At 49.4% G+C, this 19,240-nt stretch carries 17 protein-coding genes and 1 pseudogene; 13 read left to right on the plus strand and 5 right to left on the minus strand.

Annotated elements, in window-relative coordinates; genetic code table 11:
- From TQ39_RS14095 to TQ39_RS14115, 5 genes are all read right to left on the minus strand, one after another.
- On the minus strand, window positions 1–687 hold the full coding sequence (locus TQ39_RS14095; RefSeq protein WP_050005986.1) for an AlkZ-related protein: 687 nt from the start codon (window positions 685–687) through the stop codon (window positions 1–3).
- On the minus strand, window positions 687–992 hold the full coding sequence (locus TQ39_RS14100) for a hypothetical protein (RefSeq protein ID WP_008816144.1): 306 nt from the start codon (window positions 990–992) through the stop codon (window positions 687–689). The genes TQ39_RS14095 and TQ39_RS14100 overlap by 1 nt, the downstream gene beginning before the upstream one ends.
- A 33-nt stretch (window positions 993–1,025) precedes the next feature.
- Window positions 1,026–1,850 (minus strand): hypothetical protein, encoded by an 825-nt coding sequence (locus TQ39_RS14105; protein ID WP_050005987.1) that lies wholly within the window; start codon window positions 1,848–1,850, stop codon window positions 1,026–1,028.
- A gap of 24 nt (window positions 1,851–1,874) precedes the next feature.
- Window positions 1,875–2,411 (minus strand): ImmA/IrrE family metallo-endopeptidase, encoded by a 537-nt coding sequence (locus TQ39_RS14110; RefSeq protein ID WP_005934746.1) that lies wholly within the window; start codon window positions 2,409–2,411, stop codon window positions 1,875–1,877.
- A 68-nt stretch (window positions 2,412–2,479) separates the two neighbouring features.
- Entirely contained in the window at window positions 2,480–2,908 is a 429-nt protein-coding gene (locus TQ39_RS14115) for a helix-turn-helix domain-containing protein (protein WP_005934745.1), read from the minus strand.
- 203 nt (window positions 2,909–3,111) lie between these two features.
- Between TQ39_RS14115 and TQ39_RS14120 the strand changes: the two genes are divergently transcribed.
- The 13 genes and pseudogenes from TQ39_RS14120 to TQ39_RS14180 form a co-directional block, all read left to right on the plus strand.
- The gene (locus tag TQ39_RS14120; RefSeq protein WP_005934743.1) at window positions 3,112–3,438 is read left to right on the plus strand and encodes a hypothetical protein; all 327 of its coding nucleotides are present in this window, start codon (window positions 3,112–3,114) and stop codon (window positions 3,436–3,438) included.
- A complete protein-coding gene (locus TQ39_RS14125; protein WP_009323469.1) occupies window positions 3,435–4,163 on the plus strand; it encodes an ImmA/IrrE family metallo-endopeptidase in 729 nt (242 codons plus the stop codon). Before TQ39_RS14120 ends, TQ39_RS14125 begins: the two co-directional genes overlap by 4 nt.
- 450 nt (window positions 4,164–4,613) lie before the next feature.
- Window positions 4,614–5,096, plus strand: a complete 483-nt coding sequence (locus TQ39_RS14130) for a hypothetical protein (protein WP_050005988.1) — start codon at window positions 4,614–4,616, stop codon at window positions 5,094–5,096.
- A gap of 511 nt (window positions 5,097–5,607) precedes the next feature.
- Window positions 5,608–5,850, plus strand: coding sequence for a DUF6870 family protein (locus tag TQ39_RS14135; RefSeq protein WP_050005989.1), 243 nt, complete (start codon window positions 5,608–5,610; stop codon window positions 5,848–5,850).
- Between the two features lie 214 nt (window positions 5,851–6,064).
- Entirely contained in the window at window positions 6,065–7,699 is a 1,635-nt protein-coding gene (locus tag TQ39_RS14140) for a recombinase family protein (RefSeq protein ID WP_050005990.1), read from the plus strand.
- Window positions 7,700–7,714: 15 nt separating this feature from the next.
- Window positions 7,715–9,421: a recombinase family protein gene (locus tag TQ39_RS14145; RefSeq protein ID WP_050005991.1), complete on the plus strand. Its 1,707-nt coding sequence runs from the start codon at window positions 7,715–7,717 to the stop codon at window positions 9,419–9,421.
- Window positions 9,422–11,029 (plus strand): recombinase family protein, encoded by a 1,608-nt coding sequence (locus TQ39_RS14150; protein WP_050005992.1) that lies wholly within the window; start codon window positions 9,422–9,424, stop codon window positions 11,027–11,029.
- A complete protein-coding gene (locus tag TQ39_RS14155; protein ID WP_050005993.1) occupies window positions 11,026–11,421 on the plus strand; it encodes a recombinase family protein in 396 nt (131 codons plus the stop codon). The genes TQ39_RS14150 and TQ39_RS14155 overlap by 4 nt, the downstream gene beginning before the upstream one ends.
- A 155-nt stretch (window positions 11,422–11,576) precedes the next feature.
- Entirely contained in the window at window positions 11,577–12,899 is a 1,323-nt protein-coding gene (locus TQ39_RS14160) for a recombinase family protein (RefSeq protein ID WP_050005994.1), read from the plus strand.
- A gap of 14 nt (window positions 12,900–12,913) precedes the next feature.
- On the plus strand, window positions 12,914–14,629 hold the full coding sequence (locus tag TQ39_RS14165) for a recombinase family protein (RefSeq protein WP_050005995.1): 1,716 nt from the start codon (window positions 12,914–12,916) through the stop codon (window positions 14,627–14,629).
- Window positions 14,622–16,229, plus strand: a complete 1,608-nt coding sequence (locus tag TQ39_RS14170; RefSeq protein ID WP_050005996.1) for a recombinase family protein — start codon at window positions 14,622–14,624, stop codon at window positions 16,227–16,229. Before TQ39_RS14165 ends, TQ39_RS14170 begins: the two co-directional genes overlap by 8 nt.
- A gap of 112 nt (window positions 16,230–16,341) precedes the next feature.
- Window positions 16,342–18,174: pseudogene (locus TQ39_RS14175) on the plus strand (DUF3427 domain-containing protein); the annotation flags it as partial.
- Between the two features lie 10 nt (window positions 18,175–18,184).
- Window positions 18,185–19,240: exonuclease SbcCD subunit D (locus tag TQ39_RS14180; protein WP_050005997.1), on the plus strand; the 1,056-nt coding region annotated here is incomplete at its 3' end.

Genomic DNA, 19,240 nt, shown 5'->3' on the forward strand with positions numbered 1-19,240 from the left:
TTACCCCTTTATGATTTTCTCAAGCTGCATTTCGGTCGCGTTAGGCAGACGTGATTGCAGATGTTTTAGAATGCGTTCTTTGGATTCCTGCGGGTCTCGCTGATAGGCAGATGTGATAAGGTCGTACCCGAAAAGTTCTTCCGGCGTCGCATACTCTGCGACACCCCAGCCATAAGGTCTTCCGTATCTGTCCTGCATATAGACGAAATCCGCGATGCAGACATAGCTCTGCATTTGCAGCCGCGTGATGCACGTCTCAAAACCGGTGTTGCCGCCCTTGCGGTAGTTCAGAGCCTCTTTCAGCCGTTTGGAAAGCATCCTGCCTTCACCGGCTATGGCTTCATAAAGCTCCTTGTCCTTGTAGGACGCCAAGCCGTCATCCCAACGGGCGTCAAAGTCATAGCCGTCACGCCGGAAGTTCGCAAAGTCCGGAATCCACTCCCGACTCACAAATCCAGCCTTCTTGTTGAAAAGTTTGCCGTAAAGACATTTGCCGCTCCGCGCAGCCGGTCCTTTCCATTCCCACGGACCATCTACATCATCCGCAAACCATAACTCAGGTGGGCAAAGTTCCTCGATGGAGAAGCCGTGAATCTCATTCCGAAAGAAGGGCAGAAAGCCGTATTGTTCGACGGCGGCAATCAAACCATCTGCACTATGTAGTTGTCTGGCATATCTCTTTGACATTACTCCGCCTCTTCAATCACGCCATAATCAATCAGGATGTTCTTCTCCGCATACTGCGGGTAAACAACACCCATCATCTCATACTGATAACGTCTTACGCGGCGATGCTCCTGAATTGGTTCCGGTGCATACGCAGCGGTTTCACAGTGCGCATACTCCGGCATTTCCGCAAGATCATCCCGAACATCACGGATAAGCGCTTCTGCCACATCATCAATGTTCTTGCCGGTCTCCACGGCAACCAGTTCGTGCTTCCGGACTGCCTTGTCCAGATTACCGGGGGAGCGAAACAGCTTATATTTCATATCGTTGCCCGTCCTTTCTCTCTTTCGGTCTGCCTATTCTTCCTGAAATCTGTTCTTTAGGGACGCAATCATCGCTTGTGCGGCAATGCTCAGATACAAAACTCCAATTTCATAGATAAAGTCGCGGTCGATCACGATAAAGTATTCTCTAACGTGTGTAAAAACCAGTTCCAGCAAGTCCCTGTACAGCGGATCATCAAAGGGCTTGAACCGCGTAAACTTGCTTTTGGCAGCGTCCCATGTCATAGACGCTTCGCCCTCAGCACTGGTCATTGCCTCACAGAGAATCATGCTGACGCCCATTTTTCCGTTGCCGGTCAGGAGTTCTCCTTCGTAATAGCTGAGTAGGTCTTTCTTGCGTCGAAGCGGAACTACATCGCAGTTGTCATCCAGCTCAAATGCAATCAGCTCCGCAATCAGTTCCCGCCAGACCGCATAACCGGCGTTAATGGTTCCGTCCTCTTCGCGGCTGATGGTATCGTCCATGCAGTATCGCTCAAAGAAATTATCTCCGTCAATCTCGTTGCGGGTGCAGAAGATATGCGCCAGCTCATGCAGAAGAATGTGTTTCAACTCTGCCGGATGACGCGCTATGTCTGTGCGCAGAAGGATTCCGTCAGCGCCGTCTCCTGTGCCGACGAATGCAGAGGCGTGAAAGTCAAAATAGCCGTCCTCTGTATATCGGTCTTCCAGCCGGTCAGGGAAATACTGCTTGCAGAACTGCTCAAAGACTTCCTGCTGGTTTTCCGTCTGAAAGCAGCACAGCACAAGGTTGTCCTCGCCGAACTCTGCCCCCAAGCGTTCGTTAAAGATGGAAGCGGCATAGAAAAGGGCTTCTTTATAGTCGTTATCGTTCATCTAATTACTATCCTTCATCCTCATTCACCCCTCCGGTCTGACATTTTTCAGGAAGTCAGAGTGCGGTACATAAGGCAAGTTGAGCTGCCAGCCCATGCGGTTCAGCTCGTTGAGCTTGATCAGCATCAGGTTGATGTTTGTTCCCATTGCAGCCGAGAGCTGCACCACATCGTAGTCCTGCTTCATCAGGTCAATCAGCTCATCATCGTCAATGATCAGGTGTGAGGCAAACGCATTCGCCTCATATTCGTGTTTTGTGCGCATATCGAACAGCACGAACTCCGGGAGCGGTTCGTTTCCTTTGGCAAGATCACGGTGAAAGGTATCATGCCCGATCTCGTGACCGCAAACCATTTGCATGATCAGATACTCCATGTTGGAGTTCAGAAGAATATGCCGCTCTTTATGGCGGTAGGTGTACATTCCGAGCAGATCGTTCAGATTGTCAAGAAAATGGAGATGAATGCCCAGCTCACGGGCAATCTTCAAGGTATCTCTTGTTCCACAGCTTTTGACAATGCTGTTCGCCTTTTTGTATATTTCCTCGGAGCGAATTATCACGGGACCTTCACCCCTTTCATGTTGAAAACAGTCAAAGTAAATCCGTCAAGAAACCGAGACGCAGACAGTTATTCCTCTGCGTCCGTACCGGTCTTCTTGTATTTCTTCGGCGTGTATTTCTCAACATTCCGGGCTTTGGATTCCCAATATATATCCTGCAACGCCTTCATCACCGCATCCTTGTCCTGCTCAGACAGCGTACCGCCCGCAAACAAGCCGGACATCCCTTCAATCAGGTCCTTTGCCTGTTTCATGCCACGGGAGCCGTACTGCTCGGATGCCTGAACCACAAACTCTTCGTCCTCGGTCAGCAGATAGTTCACATCCACCTTGAAGTATTCCGCGATTTTTCTGTAAGCGTCCTTGGTACGGGGAAAGGAAATGCCGTTCTCGTACCGGGTAATCATACGCCTGTTGATCCCCAGTGCATCGGCTACTTCCTGCTGGGTCAGCTTCCGCTTCTCCCGTTCAGCCTTGAATTTCTCTCCAAACGTCATTTTGGTAATCACTCCTGTTCACAAAAAGTTTGCGACATCAAATTGCGCAAGTCTATTGACAAAGGCACTTGAAGTGCGTATAATAATGACTGAGCAATCCAACTACTCATAGTATATCCTGAATTGCTCATCCTGTCAAGGGGCATGAGTAGTTGTACACGAAAAAGTTACATCTTTTGAGCAGTTCAAATGGACAGGCATTTATGCTGCCGAAGATCATCCGTACCGGCATACACCGGTATGAGGGAACAGGAGTGAGAAAAACAGAAATGGCTACACAGTACAGAAAAGCATACGTCCCGGTTACGCTGGATGTGGACAAGGAGGGGGCAATCCTCCCTCGCCTTATCTGGTGGGACAACGGTGTAATCTTTCAAATCGACCAGATTCTATACAAATGCCGCGCCACATCCAAAAAGGTTGGGGGCGGAGGCATCCGTTACACAGTTCAGATTCGCGGAAAGGAGTCATTTCTTTTCCACGAAGGAGACAAGTGGTTCGTCGAAGCAAAGGAGGACAACTGCTCATGATTTTATCCCAGCGCCAACTTGAAGAAATTGCAGCCTCAACAACAAAGGACTTCAATCGGTTCTTTTTCGGGGATGAGGCGGACAAGCCCGACCGATCAGCTTTGCCAACACCCATTGATCAGTTTGCAAAGAATTATCTCGGTCTTCGCGTATCATTCGCCCGTCTCTCGCCGGATGGAAGCATCTGCGGTGTCACTGCCTATGCCGACACTGAGTACAAGATCACGGAACTTGGTATTACGCGCACACTGGCTTTGAAGCGTAATCAGGTCATCTTGGACGAGAGCTTCATTCTATCCGGCAACGTGCAGCGGCTCTGCGCCAAGCGCAGATTTACCCTTGCCCACGAGTGCGCCCATCAGATTCTCTTCCAACTGGAATCGGAAGAGGTAAAGGCATCCTGCGAAATGAGATATTCCGCACGGACTGTTTATACACCGCGAGAGCTGAAAACCCGCGAGGACTGGAACGAGTGGCAAGCAAATGTCTTGGGCGCGGCGATCCTGCTTCCTCAAAAAGAGGTTGACCTGGCAATGCGTCGGTTTGCAGAAACGCCGCTGATCAATTACGAGGGGAGGTATTCGTATGGTGATCACTTAACGCTGCGCCTTTTCTGCCGGTTGTTCGGTGTCTCCAAGACAACGGCGTCTATCCGCCTTCGTCAGCTCGGCTACATGGTAGATCGTCCATTCAGTGAGTATGTTGACCCATTGGAGGTGTGGTAATGAAGAGAGCATCCATTCGGGTTCAGGAACCGACGCCGGAGCTGATCGAAAAAATCCGCAGGGCAAGAGTTGCCATTTCCCAGCAGAAGCCCCGATACCTGAAATGTCCCTATTGTCAGCATAATGCCATTGCTGTCTACGAAGACACGAGAGGTCATGTAGAATCCAAGTGCAAGAAATGCGGGCGGATCACAGTCTTTGATGTGCTGAATATGAGAAGACTGCGACCGCGTACCAAGTAAGAACCGGAGGACAAGCCTCTGTTCTAAAATAAAATATATGTCATAGCTGAGCTGTGGAGCCGCCTGATAGGTGAAGTCATCCTAATGCCGCATGAGACAGAGTTTAATTGCTCTGTTTTATCGGCATGGGATTCAAACCTCACCGTCATGCGGCTCTTTTTCTGTCTTCACCCTTCCCGCTGCTCCCGCGCAGCGGAAAGGATGAACAATGAAAATCCCTAAGACCCCTATCGCGTTCGATTACAACCTATGGACTACGGAGGACGGCAAGTGCATGGTGCGCGTGAAACGAACCGGCGAAGTAACAGAGGTTGATCGTAAGGTCATGCGAATCCTTCGCGCAGAGGAAAAGCGGATCAGACGCTCGTATGGCTCTGACAACACCTCTGAGGATGATGACGGCGCAGAGAAAATTTCTGATACCGTGCTGTCCCTTGACGCTATGCCGGAGGACGATGTGAAGTCCGCTGCATGGCTGGCAGACTCCCGCGACTGCATGGAGGAACTGATCACCGCCCTCAAAGAGAAGGAGCTTCTTTCCATTCTGACCGAGAAGCAGCGCGAATTGTATCTTGCGATGACCCGTGAAGGACTGACTCTTCGAGAGTTTGCCCGAAGGAAAGGCATCGGCATCAGAGCTGCATTTGACCTCAAAGCAGCGGTGCAGAAAAAATTTCAAAGTATTTTTTGAGCGGTACTCAACAAACGGCAAAAAGATGTCCGTTGTAAAGTGAAAGGGTCAATCAGACCACTTCACTGCTCCTTGAAAACTGAATAGTTCAGTGCTGCGGATCTTTCCGCTTCTGCGAAGCAACACAGCTTCCGACGCCAAGACCTCCCGAAAGGGAGTGAGCGACCTCCGGAGAGCTATAACAGTCGTGTGGTGCGGCTGCTTGCGACGATGCAGATGCCGGGTATAATGATACTTCCGTCTTTTCTTTGAATGGGCGGCTCGGAGCGATCCTCGGAGGGGTGAGAGTCCCATGATACCGATTGACCATTGGTAGTCCGCAGCATTCCCGGAACTACAAAGTTCTTCTGGCAGGGGCGCGAGCTGCAAATATGCCGGACAATGAAACAAACCCAAAAGAAACTTACTATATAGTTTCAGGATGAAAACTATGTGGCAGGGTATCTTCACAAGATGCTCTGCCATATCCTTTTGTCCTGAATATTTTCACGAAACAGGAGGTGCTTAGAATATGATGGGCATTGAAACAATGAAAAATGTCAGCCCGAAAACGGTTGACCGAAGCACACTCGTTCAGAGAAGCAGCATCCGGCTTGATCCTGCGGCACCGCGAGAGGACAGGCTGAGGGAGTTCATCAAGCAGATCAGAAATCCTTATTGTTATCTGGACGGGAAGACAGTGGTGAAGATCAGCTTCGCCGAGACGGACACGACAATGGAAGATTGTCTGGAACACTATCTGAGAGGTCTTTGATTTATGAACAGTCTGAATCTTTTCACCCGGTTCTATGGACAAGCGATTGAGCCTGTGGTATAATGAAATCGGTCAAAAAAAGAAGAATACGGATTAAGCCGCTTGCCCTGATGGTCATGTGGCGCTTTCGTGTTTCTCTTCATAAGAGTTGAAGCAAGCCTTCGTCTTTCTGATTTGATGTACCACACCAAACAGAAAAACGGAGGTTATTTTTATGCCAGATAAGGTTTACCGCACGGCGATCTACTGCCGTCTGTCCCGTGAGGATGGAGACAAAGTAGAAAGCAACTCCATCGCCAGTCAGAGAGCTATCTGCGAGGACTATATCGCAAGACATAAGGATTTGGAGCTGGTCTGTGAGCCGTTTGTGGATGACGGTTACAGCGGCGTTTCCTTCAATCGTCCTCAGTTCAAAAAGCTGGAAGAGGCAATCCGCAAGGGTGCGCTTGACTGCATTGTAGTCAAGGATCTCAGCCGCTTCTCAAGAAACTACATCGACGGCGGACGCTACATTGAGAAGATTTTCCCGCAGCTCGGCATTCGCTTCATCGCAATCAATGATGCGTATGACAGTCTGACCGGTGATCCGCAGTCCGACTCCTTTGTTATCCCGTTCAAAAACCTGATTAACGATTCTTACTGCAAGGACATCTCCATGAAAATCCGAAGCAGTCTGGAAGTCAAGCAGAAGAGCGGTGAGTTCGTCGGCTCGTTCGCGCCTTACGGTTACATGAAATCGCCGGAGAACAAAAACCAGCTCATCGTGGATGAAGCGGTCAGCGAATATGTGCAGATGATCTTTTCCATGTACAAGGACGGCTTCTCCATCGGACGTATTGCAAAGCGTCTGAACCAGATGGGCGTCCTGTCCCCAATGGAATACAAGCATTCCGCCGGTGTGAAGTTTGATACCGTCTTCAAGACCAGCGATACCGCAAAATGGACATATAAAGCCGTCCAGCGTATTCTCACCAACGAGGTTTATATCGGCGTTCTGGCTCAGGGCAAGCGAGGCACTCCCAACTACAAAGTCCGCGTCGTGAAAAGCAAGGATGAATCCGAGTGGGTCAAGGTTGAAAATGCGCATGAAGCTCTTGTGTCCTACGAGGACTTCATGGCAGTCAAGGTCATGATGCAGCGGGATATGCGCTGCTCACCCGATCAGGACGAAGCGCATCTGTTTTCCGGCTTCCTGTTCTGCGGAGACTGTCAGCAGCCAATGATCCGCAAGACCGTCCCGTCGAAGACGAAAAAGTATATCTACTACGTCTGCTCCACCAATAAGCACAGCCGGACGTGCAGCCCGCACAGCATCGCCGCAAAAGAGGTTGAAGAGAAGGTCTTCCGTGCCATTCATGACCAGATCGAGCTTGTCATCAATCTGGAACACGCGCTTGCGATGATAGAACGGCTTCCGTCTCAGAGCCGTAAGGCTTTCAATTACGAAGCTCAGATCGCCAAAATCGAGGAAGAGATTGAACGGTACCAAAAGCTCAAGCTGGGGCTTTACGAGAACTTCATCGGCGGCGTCATTGATAAATCGGAATACTTCGAGTTCCGCAACAGCTACACCAAAATCATTGAGGGCAAGCAGGACGCGCTTCTGCGGGTTAAAAAAGAAATGAAGCAGACGGTGACAACCGGTACGACTGAACGAAACTGGGTGACGCTTTTCAAGCAGTATGAAAACGTCGAAGAGCTGAACCGCCGTGTGCTGATGTCGTTGGTTGACCGCATCCTGATTCACGAAAACCATGCAATCGAAATCGTCTTCAAATATAGGGACGAATACCAGCAGACGCTTGAATACATTCTCGGCTATGCCGACGAACTGGATATTGCCGTATAAAGGAGGGATGAGCAAATGGCAAGAAAAAGCAGAAAACAAATTGCAGTCGAAGAGCCGGTTATCGAACCTGTTTCTTCCGAGGTCTTCTCAACAGCCATCTATGCCCGTCTTTCCGTTGAAAACAGCGGCAAGTCCGAAAAGGTGGATGTCATCGCAAATCAGATTGAGATTTGCAAGTCCTACATTGCAGAGCGTCCCTGCCTGAATCTGATAGATACCTATGTGGACAACGGACGAACAGGAACGGTTTTTGATAGACCGGAGTTCAACCGGCTGATGAACGACATCCGCACCGGCAGGATCAAGTGCCTTGTAGTTCGTGATCTCAGCCGGTTCGGGCGTGACTACATCGAGGCTGGAACCTATCTGGAACGGGTCTTTCCGCAGATCGGGCTTCGGTTTATCGCTATCAAAGAGAACTACGACAACTTTGATACGGACGGCTCCGGCGAAAGCCTCATCATCCCTCTGCAAAACATGATCAACACCCTTTACTCGAAGGACATCTCCCGCAAGGTTTCTACTGCGCTCAAAGCACAGATGGAAAGTGGAGAGTTCAAGAAGCGCAATCTCCCGTATGGTTATCGCTGGGATGAAGAACACAGCAATATGGTTTTCGATGAAGAAACCGCACCGATTGTCCGGAAGATTTTCCAATGGAAAATTGAAGGATTGTCCCTTCCTGCGATTGCAGACCGGCTTGATGCAATGAACGCGCCCAATCCGGAGTTTCAGAAGTATCAGGTCGGCGTCCGCACAGGCAATGCTACGGCAAAGAAGATTTGGAACAAGTCTTCACTCACTACCATTCTGGATAATCCCCATTACGTCGGCGATACCGTTCTCGGACGGACGCTGAACGCCATCTACAAGGGCGTCAAGAATCAGCATATCGACCGCGAGGAATGGATTGTTTTTCCCAATACTCACGAGGCGATTATTTCCCGTGAGGACTTCCAAAAGGTACAAGAGCTGCGCGACGCTGCTGCAAGGACAAGGATTGAGAAGATGGAGCGCACGGAGAAAATCCGTGCTACACTGATCAATCTCTTTGAAGACAAAATCGTCTGCGCAGACTGCGGCAGGAAGCTCTATTTCCATCGCAAGCGCGTTGACAAGCGCAAGGACGGCGCATGGTACGCCTTCTATGAGTGCAGTTCATCCGTCAAGCGCGGCAATCTCTGTACGCCACACTATACGCGGCAGGACAAACTCGAAGCCGATGTGCTTGCGGCGATCCAGCTTCAAGTCAAGGCGGCTCTCAATTACGACAAGCTGCTTGCCAAGCTGAGAAACAGCGAAGGCGAACGCAGCATCCGCGATCAGCAGAATGCGCTCATCACAAGCCTGAATCTGAAACTCAGCGGCATCTCCAAGAAGCGTACTCGGCTCTATGAGGACTTCACGGAAGGCATTCTCGATGAAGAGGAATACGCCTTTGCCAAGAAAGCCTACGATGAGCAGTATGTCGATCTTTCACGGCGGTTGGATGAAGCGGTTCAGCGGAAGGTAAAGTTTGCCGAGGCAATGTCCGAGGACAACAAGTGGCTCACGCTGATGAAATCCGTCAGCGGTGCAACGATGCTCTCTCATGAGTTGGTTGACGAGTCCGTAGAGCTTGTGAAAGTCCATGAGGACGGCTCAATCGAGCTGGTCATGAAATACGGCGATATTTACGCTCTGACCGTTCAGAGCATCAAGGAAGTACAGGTGGCGATGTAAATGAGCAAGGAATACAACATCGGCATCTACATCCGCCTCTCAATGGCTGATGAAGATACCGGCTATGGCAGCAAGGCGGAAAGTGACAGCATCGGCAACCAACGTATGCTCATCAATCGCTTTCTTGACAATCATCCGGAGCTGTCTCGCTGTCAGCGGTCTGAGTTTGCGGATGACGGTTATACCGGCACGAACTTTCACCGTCCTCAGTTCACGCAGATGATGGAGAAGGTCAAGCGCGGTGAGATTAACCTGATCTGCGTCAAAGACTTTTCCCGCTTTTCTCGTGACTACATTGAAACGGGAAACTATCTGGAATGCACCTTTCCATTCATGGGCGTCCGCTTTATTTCCATCAACGACGGCTATGACAGCGACGATTACAAAGGCACGACGGGCGGTCTGGAAGTGGTTATGCGCAGCATCATCTACGCCGCATACAGCAAAGACCTTTCCGTAAAGACCACATCGGCAAAAATCCAGATGATGAAGCAAGGCAAGTATGTCGGTGGCTACGCTCCATACGGCTACGTCCTGCATCCCACCATTCGGAACAAACTTGCCGTAGACCCGGAGGCGGCTGATGTGATCCGTCGTATTTTCCACGAGGCTCTGGAAGGCAGCAATACCTCTCAGATCGCCCGCAGCCTGAATGATGACGGCATCCCGACGCCGGGGCAATACTTCAAGAGAAAGCATCCCGACAAGAAGAAGTTCAGTAACATGAGCGAGAAAATCAGTTGGGAAACCGTGATGGTCTACAACATCCTCAAAAACCTTGTTTACACCGGAACGCTGGTCAGCCGCAAAATGAAGTCCTGCGGTGTCGGCTCAAAAAAGCGTGTTGTCAATGAGCCGATCATCGTAGAAGGAACCCATGAAGCCATTGTCAGTAAGGAAGACTTTGAGCTTGCTCAAAAGGTCATTCGAGGTGGAGGACGGAATCCCACGCGCAAGCAGCAGGACTATCCGCTCAAGGGACTCGTCCGCTGCGGTAACTGTAAACGTGCTATGACGCGCCGAAAGAACAAGGCTGGCATTCGATACTTCCAGTGCATTCACTCGGTCAACAACGGGAACACAGACTGTCCGGTTGGCAGGAGCTTTCCGGAAATGGATATTGAGAAGGTTGTCTTCCATGCCCTTACTCAGTTTCTTGCTTTGGCACAGAAGGAATCAGTCCAAAATCGAGAGGTCGGTGATCTACGGAAATCTGCCATCAAGGAATGTGCTGAGAAAATCCGGATTCTTCAAAAGCAGAACGAGCAGCACAAGGCGTCCAAGCTGAGGCTCTACGAAAAGTACGCAGCCGGAGGTATCACGAAGGAAGCGTACCTTCAGCAAAAGGCGGCAACGGACGCGAAAATTGCTGAAAACGACGAAGCAATTCAGCACAGTCACGAGCGGATGAAGGAGCTTGACTCCGAGACCTCCTGTTCAGATGAAAAGCTGGATGCGGTCTGCGAACAGTACGCCGACTGCAAAGCTCTGACCTATGAGCTGACCCACGCATTCATTTCTGCGGTCTACATTTACGATCTTGACAACATAGAAATCGTCTGGAAGTTCAAGGACTTCCTCACTACATCAGAAGGAGAAGCCAAATGAAAGTATTTCTTTATATCCGCGTTGCCTGTGCGGATCAGCTTGCGGCAGCAAACCAGCGGGAAGAGTTGGAACGCTATGCGAAGGACAAGGGCTATGAGGTAGCTGCTGCGGTTGCCGCAGACGGCATCTCCGGCGTCCATACGGAAGGCATCATGAACTTCTTGCTGAACGAAGCCAAGCGTCAGGGCACCGGTACGATCCTCACCCGTGACACCTCACGGATTAGCCGGGACACTTCCTCTTTCATAAGGTTTGAGCGAAAGTTCAGGGAGAACGGCATCCGGTTCGAGTATCTGTCCAAGCCTGACAACGAGCTTCCGGTCACTCCAATGATGGAGGCGTTTGAGACGGCGTATAAGAAACGTCGCACAAAGAACGGCAAAAGAGCATAGAGAAAACGCAAGCCGTTCACGGGTGGTTGTCCACCTATGAACGGCTTGTAAATTCTCAAAATTTTTTTAGTCCCTACTTGACACAAGAAGACCTGTCCCGGTTTGGCAGAAACTACATTGAAGCAGGGAATTACATCGAGAGAGTATTTCCTTTTATGAATGTGCGCTTCATTGCTATCAATGATGGCTATGACAGCGCAGAAAAACGGAGCCAGTCTGACTCCCTTATCATCCCCTTCAAGAACTTGATCAATGACGCTTACTGCAAGGACATTTCCATCAAAATCCGCAGCCAGCTGGAGATTAAGCGCAAGAAGGGTGAGTACATTGGTTCCTTTGCAGCTTACGGTTATCTAAAAGATCCCCAAGACAAGAACAAGCTCATTGTGGATCCGTTTGCTGCTGAGGTTGTGCGTTCCATTTTCCGTTGGAAGCTGGAGGGCATGAGCCAGAGTAAAATTGCAGACAAGCTGAATAATCAGGGCGTTCTCTGCCCGATGGAATATAAGCTGTCACTGGGCATGAAGACACCAACAAAACTGCGTGTCCATGCAAAAGCAAAATGGTCAGCTGTAACCGTCAGCCGGATCCTGACCAACGAATTATATATTGGTGTTCTTATTCAGGGCAAGACCAGCTCACCTAATTACAAGGTAAAGAAGCTGTTGCCAAAGGACGAGTCTGAATGGGTGCGCATTGAAAATTCTCACGAGGCCATCATTGACCATGAGGATTTTGTTGCCGTGCGCAGCCTCCTGAAACGGGATGTCCGCACATCACCAGCCGAAGATGCAGTTTATCTGTTCTCCGGCTTTTTGTCATGCGCAGATTGCGGCCAGAACATGATCCGCAAGACCATCCCTTCCGGAAAAAGGAAGTATGTGTACTATGTCTGCGCTACGAATAAGGCCGGGAAAGGATGCAGCGCTCACAGCATCAGTGAACCGCTACTGGAACAGACTGTGCTGGAAGCCATCCGTGTTCATATCAATATGATTTTGAATTTGGAGCGTCTGCTGAATTTTGTGGATGATCTGCCAGAGCAGCAGCGTAACGTCTTCAATTTTGATGCACAGATTGTAAGGCTCAAAGAAGAGATTGAGCGGAACCAGAAGTTCAAATTGAAGCTGTACGAGAACCTGACTGATGGGATTATCAATCAGGAGGAATACTTCCAGTTCAAGCAGAGCTACGCTTCCAAAATCAGTGATGCTGAGGCCTCTATCATCGAGTTGGAAAAGGAACGTGAGGCAGCGGTTGCTGGTAACAAGGCGGATCTGCTATGGATTGGGGTATTCAAAAAGCATGAGAACATTCACTCCCTCGACCGCAAGGTGATTGTGGAGTTAATTGAACATATCGAAGTTCATGAAGGAAACCGGATAGAGATTTTTTTCAAGTATCAGGACGAATGTGCCAGAGCAATTCGGTACATCCGCAAATTGTCGGAGACTGTTGAGTTGCCGACAGCAATTTAAGGAGGGATGAAGCAATGGCAAGAAAAAGCAGAAAAGCAGCCACAACCGTTGCGGAAGTCCCGCAGCATGTCGCAACTGTCTTTAATACAGCTATTTACGCCAGACTTTCCATTGTAAACAGCGGAAAGATGGATAACGGAGACTCCATTGAGAACCAGATCAGTTATTGCATGTCTTATCTGGAAGAACGGCCTTTCTTGAAGCTCTATGAAGTCTTTACTGACAATGGGGAGAAAGGCACCAACTTTGACCGGCCAGAGTTCTCACGGATGATGGATTTGGTACGTGCGGGCAAAATCAACTGCATCTTGGTGAAGGATCTTTCTCGCTTTGGCCGTGATTACATTGAAGCCGGTGAGTATTTGGAAAAGATTTTTCCTTTCCTTGGGGTTCGGTTCATCTCCATCACGGACAACTTTGATAGCTTCAATACAGATGGCTCCGAGGAAAGTCTGTTGATACCGTTGAAAAACATGATCAATGACATCTATGCCAAGGATATTTCCCGGAAGATTATCACGTCCTTTCGGGCAAGACAGGAAAAGGGTGAGTTTCTTCCCGGTTTTGTCCCTTATGGCTATGTGAAGTCGAAGACAGTTCAGTACGGACTGGATATTGATGAAGAGGTCGCAGATCATGTCCGTAATATATATCAATGGAAGGCCGAAGGCGTTTCACACGGAGAAATCTGCCGGAGGTTGAATGCAGTAGGTGCAACCACACCATCTATGCGAAAGGTGCAGTTAGGTATTTGGCACGCTGAGAAGTATAAAACAACAGAATGGTTTCCACGCTCCATTGTTGACATGCTGAAAAAACCATATTATGTGGGAGATTTGGTTTATGGACGTATTCCAAAATCCTTGTACGAAGGTGTAAGGATGCACCGTGCGCCGAGAGAAGAATGGCGTGTCATTTCTAATCATCATGAACCGATTGTGGATCGAGAGTTGTTTGAACGTGTTCAGGCAATATTTGCTGAAACCTCCGCAATTTATAAGGTAACGAAAGATAAAACGCAAGAAGCCCGTGCCGCTGTCATCAACCTTTTTGACAAGAAGATATACTGCGGTGATTGTGGGAAAAGGATGCGTTTTATCAAACGGAGCATGAGGGCTGATAATCGAAGTGATTATTATGCCTGTGCTGGATATATTGATACCAGAAAGCGCACATGTACTCGACACGGGATGCTCTATGCTGATGTGAAAGAAGCTGTCTTCGCCACAATCCAACAGCAGGTCAACGTGGCTGCTAATATGGAGCGGCTGCTTAGTCAGCTCAAAGGAAGTGCCGGGGAACGGAATATCCGTGACCGGTATCAGAGTGAAATAAACAATCTCACTCGGCAGCTTGGAAAAGTTGCCACTAAGCGAGAGGGGTTGTATGAGAGCTATGTGGAGGGTGTACTGGATAATCAGGAATACCTGTTTGCAAAAGCGCAGTATGATGATCAATATGCTGCTCTGAGTATCCGGTTAGATGAAGCCCGCCAGAAGAAAGAATGTTTTGACCGAGCATTTTCTGTGAATAACGAGTGGCTGAGTGCTATCCGTGGCATAAAGGATGCTACAGAATTGGATGCAGAGGTTGTTGACCGACTGATTGCTGCGGTTTATGTCTTTGAAGGAAAACGCATTGAAGTAAAGCTGAATTACAAGGAAGACCACCAGCTTTTGCTGGAGTTGTTGGATGAAATGATGGGAAAGGAGGCGTTGTTGAATGGTTGATTACCGGCTCGGAAAGTATATCCGCCTGTCTCAGGCGGATGTGGACTTGTCCAGAAAAGAGGGCAAAACGGAAAGCGATAGTATTGCTCACCAGCGTGACCTGATTAACCGGTTCATAGATAGCCGCCCTGAATTTGCAGGATGCCCTCAATCGGAGTTTTTTGATGATGGATACAGTGGCACCAATTTTGACAGGCCTTCCTTTGAGAAACTGCTGGAGAAAATCAAAACCGGCGAGATTAACTGCGTGATAGTGAAAGACTTCTCACGCTTTGGCCGGAACTATATTGAGCTGGGAGATTATCTGGAGCGGATTTTCCCGTTCTTGGGTGTTCGGTTCATCTCTGTCAATGACCAGTATGACAGCAATGACTATAAGGGAACCACGGGCGGCTTAGATGTGGTCATGAAGAATATCGTGTATGACTATTACAGCAAAGATCTTTCCGTGAAGGTGAAAACGGCCAAGAGTTCCAAAATGAAGCGTGGCGAGTACCTTGGTGGTCATGTTCCCTACGGCCTTCGCAGGCACGAGACAATCAAGAATAAGTTGGCGATTGATCCGGACGCTGCGGCTGTTGTGAGGCGTATCTTTGATGCCGCATTGGCGGGCATGAACACGGGACAGATAGCTGGGCAACTGAATGAGGATGGAATTGTTACTCCGGGCTTTTACTACATGCAGCACCATCCGGAGAGCAAGAAGTTCCGCAATACATCTCCCCAGACCTTTTGGACAAGCACCGGCGTTTTGAAAATATTGCAGCAGGAAATGTACTATGGCGCTGTAGTAGGCCATAAACGCACAGCTGTCACTGTCGGTGGTAAACATACAGCCGCAGTACCGAAAGAAGAGCAAATTATTGTTGAGGGAATGCACGAGGCCATAGTGAGCAAAGAAGAATTCATGGAAGCTCAGAAGGTCATCCGGAAAATCAAGAAGCCGGAAAAGCGGCAGCCGAAAGAGTACCTTTTCCGTGGTGTTGCCCGGTGTGGATCCTGTGGCCGTGCCCTTCAATACTATGGCCAAATGAAACGTCCCTATTTTCAGTGTGGGTACGTGCGCAGGACAAATAAGGCGGAGTGCTGTAAGGACAAGCTGTATGAGGACGTGATTACAGATGCAGTATGGCAGTCGCTGAAACAATTCTTTGCGTTGAGCGAGAGATTGGAGAAGCGGCTCCAGAAGCATCAGTCCTCTTTAGGGAATGAGCAGAAAACCTGTGCTTTGCAAATCACTGAGCTTCAACGCAAGCTGGCGAAGGCCAATACAGATAAGTTCGCAAACATTGACCGGTTCATGGCCGGGGACATGGATAAAGCTGCATACCTAAAAAGACGTGAAGAGCTTACGGCACAGATAGGGCAACTGGAAGAACAGATTGCAGCATTGGAGGCCAAGGCAGAGGAAGTGAGAGCGGCAGACAGCAGCGAAGTATCTAATGTTCTCGAAAGTGTGCATCACTACGAGAAAGCAGATGCATTGACTTCTGAGATGATCAAGACCTTCATCAAGGCAGTCTACATTACCGACAATGAACACATTGAGATTGAGTGGAATTTCAATAATGTGTTTAAGCAGTTCCTTAGTAACGCATAAGGCGATTCTGAATTGAATACGGGTTTTTCAGGGAAAAGGACATCGATCTTCGTGACCGGTGTCTTTTTTCATGAAAAATCTTTCAAAATTTTTTAGTCTTCTCTTGACATTGGCAGACGAATTCCACCATGCCGCCGCGCCGACTTACCAGAAGCTTTTGTCCTACTACCAGCCGCGCATCCTGCTGGGCTTGACCGCTACTCCGGAACGTATGGACGGCAAGAGTATCCTGCCATACTTCCATAACCGCATTGCAGCGGAGATCCGTCTGCCGGAAGCCATTGACCGAAAGCTCCTGTGCCCGTTCCAGTATTTTGGTGTTACCGATACAGTGGATCTGGATGCGCTCAAATGGTCTGCCGGTGGCTACCAAAAGAGTGAGCTGGAGCACATCTACACGTTCAGCGGGGCGGTTGCCGACCGCCGCGCCGACCATGTGGTGACGGCACTGCTGAAATATGTGACGGACATTGACGAGGTGAAGGGCCTCGGCTTCTGCGTGACGGTCGATCACGCGGAATTTATGTGCCGCTATTTTAACGACCACAGCATCCCGTCCATGTGCCTCACCGGGCAATCTTCGGACGAGGAAAGAGCGGCGGCCAAGCGGCGCTTGGTGTCCGGCGAGGTGCGATTCATCTTCGTCGTGGATATCTACAACGAGGGCGTGGATATTCCGGAAGTCAATACGGTTCTGTTCCTGCGCCCCACCGAATCCCTGACGATCTTCTTGCAGCAGTTGGGGCGCGGTCTGCGTCTGTCCGAGGACAAGGAATGCCTGACCGTGCTGGACTTCATCGGTCAGGCGAATAGAAAATACAATTTTGAAGATAAGTTTGCGGCGCTGCTGTCGAATACCACCCGCAGCGTGAGCCGGGAGATCAAGGACGGTTTTGTGTCTGTCCCCAAGGGCTGCTATATCCAGCTGGAGAAGAAGGCGGCCAAATACATTTTGGAGAATATCCGCGCCTCCTATGGCAATACGGCTGGGTTGGTGGCTCGCGCGGCCTCCTTTGCGGAGGACAGCGGGCTGGAGCTGACGCTCAAAAATTTCTTGGATTACTACCATCTTGACCCACGGGCGATCTACAAGTTTTCCTCCTTCTCTCGCATTTGTGCCAGAGCGGATGCCATCGAGGACTTTTCGGAGCCGCTGGAGGACATCCTGACCAAAGCGTTTGCAAAGCTCGCTGTGGCTGATTCCCGCTGCTGGATTTCGTTCCTGTTGGATGTTCTTCCGCGTTTGGACAACCTTGATTTTGCAGCGCTTCCGGATGTGGAAAAGCGGATGATGCAGATGTTTTACATCACCGTCTGGGGTAAGGCTGTGGAGGACTGGGACGACGAAGAGGTGCTTAGTAACCTCTATGCCCTGTCTGACAGCACAGTTCTGCTCGGTGAGCTCCTGGAGCTGCTGCGCTATCGCTTCGAGCAGATCGACTTTATCGACGAGCCGGTGGAGCTGGGCTTTGACTGTCCTCTGGATCTGCATTGCACCTATACCCGCGATCAGCTACTGGTAGCGATGGACTTTATGAAACCGGCAACTGTGCGTGAGGGTGTTAAATGGCTGCCGGACAAGCAGTTAGACGTATTCTTTGTGACGCTGAACAAGGCGGACAAGGACTACTCGCCAACCACCATGTACAACGATTATTCCATCAATGAGAGCTTGTTCCATTGGCAGAGCCAGAGCACCACGGCGGAGAATTCACCCACCGGCCAGCGCTATATTCACCACGAAGATCGCGGCAGCAAGGTGCTGCTGTTTGTGCGTGAGTTTAAGTCAGACCGTGTGACCGGTGGCGCGGAGGCGTACACCTATCTGGGCACGGCGAACTACGTGAAGCACACGGGCAGCAGGCCGATGAATATCACCTGGCAGCTGGACCGCCCGATCCCGGCGAAGTTTTTGAAGAAGACAAATAAGTTGGTAGTGGGGTAAAGGAGTTTTTATGAAGTTTATTCACTTATCGGACCTCCATTTGGGGAAAAGAGTAAATGAGTATTCGATGCTTGAAGATCAAGAATACATACTCAAAAAAATCATCAATGTCGTTGACGCTGAAAAGCCGAATGGTGTGATCATTGCCGGAGATATCTACGACAAATCTGTTCCCGCGGCGGAGGCAGTTCAGTTGTTTGACAACTTTCTCGTTCAGCTGGCCAAACGAAAGCTCGAGGTATTCGTTATCAGCGGAAACCACGATTCTCCGGAAAGGATTGCTTTTGGTTCTCGCATTATGGATGCCAGCGGTATTCATATGTCACCGGTTTATAATGGGAAGATTGTACCTTTCTCCATGCAGGACGAATACGGTACGGTGGATGTTTATATGCTGCCGTTTATTAAACCGGCTCATGTCCGCAGGTTTTGTGACGATGAGATTACTACTTACACAGATGCTATAAATAGCGTCATTTCAAAGCTGAGTATCAATCATGTCAATAGAAATATTCTGGTGACACATCAGTTTGTTACGGGTTCGTTGCGCTCTGAATCTGAGGAAATCTCGGTTGGTGGATCTGATAATGTGGACGCTTATGTTTTTGATCCCTTTGATTATGTCGCACTTGGACATATTCACTCGCCGCAAAATTGTGGTGCGGAGCATATTCGTTACTGCGGAACACCGTTGAAATATTCCTTTTCGGAAGCAAAAGACCGCAAGTCGGTAACAGTGATTGAACTCGCTGAGAAAGGAAAAGTGTCATATAAAACAATCGACCTTGTCCCGCAGCATGATCTTGTCGAGTTGAAAGGAACCTACGATGAGTTGACCTTTAGATCCTTCTATGAGGGTACAACATGGCCAGAAGATTATACGCACATCACGCTGACGGACGAAGAAGACATTCCGGATGCAATTGGAAAACTGCGCACGGTGTATCATCGGCTGATGAAGCTTGATTACGATAATAGACGCACACGCTCAAGTGTGGAGATCAGTGGTGCAACAGACGTTGAATCTAAATCGCCATTAGAGCTCTTTTCTGATTTTTATGAACTG

This window comes from Ruthenibacterium lactatiformans (genome assembly GCF_000949455.1).
Classification (GTDB): Bacteria; Bacillota; Clostridia; order Oscillospirales; family Ruminococcaceae; genus Ruthenibacterium; species Ruthenibacterium lactatiformans.